This is a genomic window from Acaryochloris sp. IP29b_bin.137, from assembly GCF_028285745.1.
GTDB lineage: Bacteria > Cyanobacteriota > Cyanobacteriia > Thermosynechococcales > Thermosynechococcaceae > Acaryochloris.
Genome location: NZ_JANQOP010000305.1, coordinates 1 through 5,505, shown reverse-complemented (window position 1 = coordinate 5,505; position 5,505 = coordinate 1). Strand labels below are relative to the sequence as shown.

Genomic DNA, 5,505 nt, shown 5'->3' with positions numbered 1-5,505 from the left:
TCTGATGCCCTGCCAATAAGGATTAGAATGACTTTCTTCCTTACCCTATCAGTCTATTCCCAATGTATTTGATTGACCCAGGCCTTTTGGCCGCTAACTCGAAAAATGATGGTTTATTTTGCCGTGGAGTGTAACCCAAAATCTACTGTTTTTAAACCATGCCCAGGTGGATATTGTACGAACTCTTCAGCTTGTAGCGATCTGGTCATGGGAGTAGCACATTGATCTGTTCAGATTCAAGTCTTATTCGCACCTTCACTAAAACCGTTAGAACAAATGACGAACCTGGAAGTCGTCCATCAAAGCTTCAGACCCTAAGGCTCAAATCACTTACCCCTGCTGTTTCACTACCCCCGATATTACCGTCCATCAAAGCTTCAGATCCTAAGGCTCAAATCACTACTTCTAAAGACGTACACTCATAAGAGTTTTGAAGACAAAATACAAGCACTACCTAACAAACAAATTATTGCTTTCAGATAAAATTTCTGTCAAATTAACAAGGTGTAAACTTAGGACGTGAACTTCCTTCTGGGAAATGCAAGCACCTATTGGGTTTTACGTTCGGCCCGTGGCTTACGTCGTGGACGTTTGAAAGGTTTGGGGCTTTGAGCTGGATTTACAAGCACGGAGGCTTGTTTCGGTCTGTACTTTGTTGAGAAGTCGCTTTTGCTTTCCCCTCGCATAGTGGGCGTTACCGCATCACTTTCCCGTGTCCCTTGCGGGTTTTGGGCTAGCTCCGACTGTGGACCGCCGGAGTGGAAACTTGACGCTTCCAAAATTTTAGTTGGTGTGGCTTCAGGCTCACACGCCACTAATTCTACCACGCGATTTTCTCTGTCACTGGCTTTCGACTGAATTAAGCTAATAAACTGGCCCACTGCGGCTTCCTTGACCAGATTGTTGATGATGCACTGTTCTTCTCTACCATTACGTAGATATCTATCGTTGTCTTCACTCCATAGCGGCATGGGTCGAGCAAGAACTTCTTTCGGATTGACTTTTTTGATTGCAATATGCTGATTTGTGTCCACTAGCCAACCTGCAACATAGTGTTGTCTGCTCCGCTTGGCTTTCGTCTTCTGCCGCTCTGCCTTGCTGATCTTCTTCTGAATCCGGTGCCAGTTTTGAGAACCCAATTTCATCTTAGATTGCTTCTGCTTAAGGCGATTGATTTTATCAGTGAGCCGTGACAAATCAGGATGCTTAACTTGTACACCGTTGGTTGTGTGACACAACAGATTCAGGCCTAAGTCCAATCCAATTGGTTCGGGTCTGGGATTCCCTGGATTGGATACAGAGCGCACGGTGATTTGCAGATAGAACTTATCCCCCCTTCGACAAATCCTGAAAGCTCCAGGGGTACATAGGTCGTCAATCGCCTGGTTTAATTCACGCTTCCCAGCTAACTCCTGTAACTTTGCGATGGCAAGCGTAACCTGACCCGTTTTCTCAATCACCTGCTCAGCATGTTTGAGGGCCTTTTTGATATCTCCTGTCACCTCTTCTGGCATTGGCATTTCCCTCTCTAACCACCTAGCCACACTCAAGAATGCATCTCGCTCATTCAACTTCTTGGCTAACTCAGGATATCGGTCTGGATGCTTCGCCATCTGAGCTTGCTGCCTATCAATCACAATCCCCAATCTCGTTGAGAGGGCAGGAATTCTGATCCAACCTAGGCCAGGGAGCTGTAACTGATCCGTAGAAAAATCGAGTTTGACTTGGGCACGGAAGGATTCACAGGGAACCGTATCTACCCGGTCACGCTTGCCTTTGTAACGAGGTCGTCTCATTTCAGGTCGGTTTGGGTCCACGTAGTTGGCCCAGGCTTTGGTGACAACTATGCCAATGAAATTGTTGACGTAGACCTGAGGAATATCGCCTAATTTGTTGTAGCGTTTGCGGGCGAAGGGCTTGCGCAGGTCTACGGGTCTGTAGCCAGCGGTTAGGGGTTCATCGAACCAGTGAGGCTTGACCAGGGAACAAGCAGGTCGATACTCTATATTGGCCTCATCCCAAGATTTGGTCTTGTCGAGGCGAGTCTTAATGGTGCAGTCGCAGGACATTGCCCACTCTTGCCCAACTTTTCTGACGTTGAGTTGGACAGGAGTTCTGTACTCTGGGTCAACCGCTTGAACTTTTTGGAGTCGGTTGTAGAACTGCCGCCACTCTAATAGAGCAATGCCCCTGTTGTAGACATGCTTGAGAGTATCCATCCATTCATTGACCTTGGCTTGTTGGGATATATCTAAATAGAGTGGGAATTCTATGGTTTTCATGGGTCCTTCGTGGCAGCCTTAATCAACATGTTAGTAGATACGCCACATCCATAGCAGCTTGTGCATAAGAGATATTGGCACTGACACAACTGCGATGTAAACTAAGGCTATTCTGTTAAAAAGTGATTCAGGCTTTGATGATTCTCCAAACCAACCGCTCTAGCAATTGCAGGCAACGATTTGCGTTTGATTTCACTAATTATCCCCAGATGTAGATGCATAAAGACTTCTTAACTGCGGATTTGAGAACCCACCGATTGATGGTGCTTGGATCAACTTCTAATCTTCGCTCCATCATCATATCTTCCAAGTCAAGATAGCTGAGAGTATAACGGCAATACAACCGGTCACTGAGCAGGATGAACTCAGCTTGATAATAACTCCATTTGAATAGAGCAGCAGTTTTCATATTCAGAAGAGAAAAGAAGCAAGGCCTCCTAGATTACCACTGGTTCTCAGCATAGACCCTATATTTAACGACAGAATCCTTACTCTTTTGCTAATTCTTCTAAAGCTTTAAGTAGACTTTCTGCTTTTTTGCGACGCTGAGGGTTTTTCCAGATTGAAACTTGTTTTAGAAGTTTCGATACTTCTGATAAGCGCTTTGTAAATTTCTCTGCTTGTCTTTTTTCTCGGTTTGATATCGATTGTTCTAATTCCTTGATTTTGTGTTTAATCTCGTTGAGGGACAAATTATTAGAAATAGCGGTTTTTAATAGTTCCACTCTCAAAGCTTCATCTTTTACTCTAGATATAGCCCTTGCTTTGGTATAAGCGATGTTGCCCTGTCTTAAGTAATCCAATATATCATCTGGAAGATTAAGTAATGGCAATCTATTTGTCCGAAAACTTTCAGGAGTGAACCTACCAATGGATTTAAATATCTTTTGTATGTCTTCCCAGCCATCGGTGTGGATAACGTTATCCACAGAGTTTCGATCTGGATGTGCCGCCTTATTTAATAGACTAATTATTACCTCGGAATCTACTCCTAATTTTAATGAGAGAAGCTCCAATATCCCTTCCGTTTCTTCAATAGGGTTGAGATCCTCTCGCTGTAAATTTTCAAGAAGAGCAACTTGTTTAGCATCCTCTTCGGTCAACTGTTTGACGAATACAGGGACAACATCAAGTTGGATTGCATGAGCTGCACGTAATCTACGCTCACCTGCTACTAACTCATAAGAGTTAGTAGTTAACTGGCGAACTAATAGCGGCTGCAAAATTCCATGCTGACTAATGGACTCTATCAAATCCTCCATAGAACCAGGATCAAAATATCGACGAGGTTGACTCTGTGGCAGGGTAATCTGGTTTACAGGAAGAGATTGGACACTTGAATCAGCTCCATTTAATTCTCCGAGTAACGCATTTACCCCCTGTATCTGGTAAGGCTGAGATTTTCTTCTCTTAGAACTCATGTCAGGGACTCCATATCTTTAGCAATACGCTCAAGAATTTTCACAACAGGATGTTTAGGGTTAAAGATAGCAAGAGGCACCTGTTCTTGAGATGCATCAGCAAAAGCAACTGCACGGGGAATAGTTGAAAAAACTTTGCCTATCTTACAAAGTTGATCTTGGATCGACCGTAAAGTCATTTCACCCTGAACAGTTCGAGTATCATGTAAGGTAGGAACGAATCCAGCTATTGCTAGTTGTTTATTAGCACGAGAACGAACGCGAGTAACTGTATTTAACAGCAGCTCTGTCCCTTTAAGAGCCTTGTATTGCGTCTGAATAGGAATAAGTACATGTGTTGAAGCTACCAAGCTAATATAGCTAAGAATCCCAAGGCTTGGTGGACAATCAATAAGGATAAAATCATAGTCATTTTGAGTAGGTTCTAGAGCTTCCTTCAGGCGAATATCCCTCATGTCAGCTACTACAAGTTCCAATTCAGCACCGCTAAGATCAATATTTGCTGGGACCAAATCCATTCCATGAATATCAACACTAGTAGGTAACGCATCCCCAAGAAGAATTGATTGATATACCGTATTGGAAATATCCGCAGGTTCAAGGCCCATAAAATTTGTCAGTGAAGCCTGAGGGTCCATATCTACCAAAAGGACTCGCAGTTTTCGTTGGGCCAAATGATAACCCAGATTCATTGTTAAAGTGCTTTTCCCAACGCCACCGGACTGATTAAATAAGGCAATAGTTTTAGACACGGCTTATGGAATTTTCAACACTGGCTAGCTTACATCAGATATGTCGAAAACGATCCTATTGAGTACTCTGTAAGCTAAGTTTGGCGGCACTACAGGATCTCATTCATAGGGTTCATCTGTTGATAATGTCGGGACAACTTTTGACGCGCACCCTGGATAGAAAACTGCCAGTCAATTTTAATACGTTGCTCATGTCGTTCATTCACTAAAGCCAGCACTTCCCGCTCCAATTGCGCTTGGGTTGGAATCCGTCGATGTAAGCAGCCGCGAGCGAGCGCCGAAAACTCAATTTCAATCATATTGAGCCAACTCGCTGATTTGGGCGTGTAGTAGAACTCGAAGCGTTGGGCAAGAGCAAAGGCTTCCTCAACGGGGAGATGTTCATAAAACGAGCTGGCGTTATGGGTGTTGAGATTGTCTTGAACCAGTCGAATTTTACGAGCTTCAGGATATTGGTCGGCTAGTGCTTGAGCGAACAAGGTGTATTCTCGCTTGGTCCGTCGTGCATAGACGTGAGCCAGCCGTTGACCGCTCCAGGGTTCAATGGCAGCCAATAGAGCGCACGACCCCAACTTTTCATAGGCATAATGCTCTTTTCTCACTTGACCGGATTGCAGCGCAATTGGATCAATCACTTCACCAATCAAAAAACAAGGGCGCTCATCAAAACACACCACTGGATAAGCTGGATCATGGGGCAGATCATATAGCCATAGAATTTGCTCCATCTGAGCGAGGAAGCAGCTATCTAAGGTGCCCATGCACCAGGTCTTTTTCAAATGGGGCTTTAACTCGTTTTTTTCAGAATCTCTCCGGCTTGGGTATGGCTCAAATGCTCACAATACTCTAATTCAACCGCTTGATCGGCAAGCAAGCGCAGGGTCCAACGGCTGTGCCCCTCGGGTGGTTCACTACAGGCTAGGGCCGTCACTTTGGCGCGTTGCTCTCCGTTAATCTCAACAGGACGACCTGAACGAGGTTGATCATGCAACATCTGTAATCTCTCATGACGGTAGCGTTTTGCCCAACGGCTGACCGCACTCCTGGACA

The 5,505-nt window shown here is 44.6% G+C and carries 5 protein-coding genes and 2 pseudogenes; all 7 read right to left on the bottom strand.

The annotated features are described in order from the left end of the window. Positions 1-548: 548 nt before the first annotated feature. Positions 549-2,282: a hypothetical protein gene (locus Q0991_RS21295; protein ID WP_299492346.1), complete on the bottom strand. Its 1,734-nt coding sequence runs from the start codon at positions 2,280-2,282 to the stop codon at positions 549-551. A gap of 110 nt (positions 2,283-2,392) precedes the next feature. Further along, positions 2,393-2,527, bottom strand: a pseudogene (locus Q0991_RS21290) (IS701 family transposase); the annotation flags it as partial. Beyond that, positions 2,524-2,691 (bottom strand): annotated as a pseudogene (locus tag Q0991_RS21285) (IS6 family transposase); the annotation flags it as partial. The pseudogenes Q0991_RS21285 and Q0991_RS21290, both read right to left, overlap by 4 nt. Before the next feature lie 79 nt (positions 2,692-2,770). After that, complete coding sequence (locus Q0991_RS21280; RefSeq protein ID WP_299492344.1) at positions 2,771-3,703, bottom strand: ParB/RepB/Spo0J family partition protein; 933 nt, start codon at positions 3,701-3,703, stop codon at positions 2,771-2,773. Then, positions 3,700-4,455 (bottom strand): ParA family protein, encoded by a 756-nt coding sequence (locus Q0991_RS21275; RefSeq protein WP_299492342.1) that lies wholly within the window; start codon positions 4,453-4,455, stop codon positions 3,700-3,702. The genes Q0991_RS21280 and Q0991_RS21275 overlap by 4 nt, the downstream gene beginning before the upstream one ends. 89 nt (positions 4,456-4,544) lie before the next feature. After that, entirely contained in the window at positions 4,545-5,216 is a 672-nt protein-coding gene (locus Q0991_RS21270; protein ID WP_299492340.1) for an IS630 family transposase, read from the bottom strand. Between the two features lie 26 nt (positions 5,217-5,242). Continuing rightward, on the bottom strand, positions 5,243-5,505 hold a 263-nt coding region (locus Q0991_RS21265), incomplete at its 5' end, for a helix-turn-helix domain-containing protein (RefSeq protein ID WP_299492338.1).

What these genes read in the sequence shown, in the direction of transcription:
- Q0991_RS21295 (WP_299492346.1), bottom strand. Translation starts at nt 2,282, where the DNA reads ATGAAAACCATAGAATTCCCACTCTATTTAGATATATCCCAACAAGCC.
- Q0991_RS21280 (WP_299492344.1), bottom strand. Translation starts at nt 3,703, where the DNA reads ATGAGTTCTAAGAGAAGAAAATCTCAGCCTTACCAGATACAGGGGGTA.
- Q0991_RS21270 (WP_299492340.1), bottom strand. Translation starts at nt 5,216, where the DNA reads ATGGGCACCTTAGATAGCTGCTTCCTCGCTCAGATGGAGCAAATTCTA.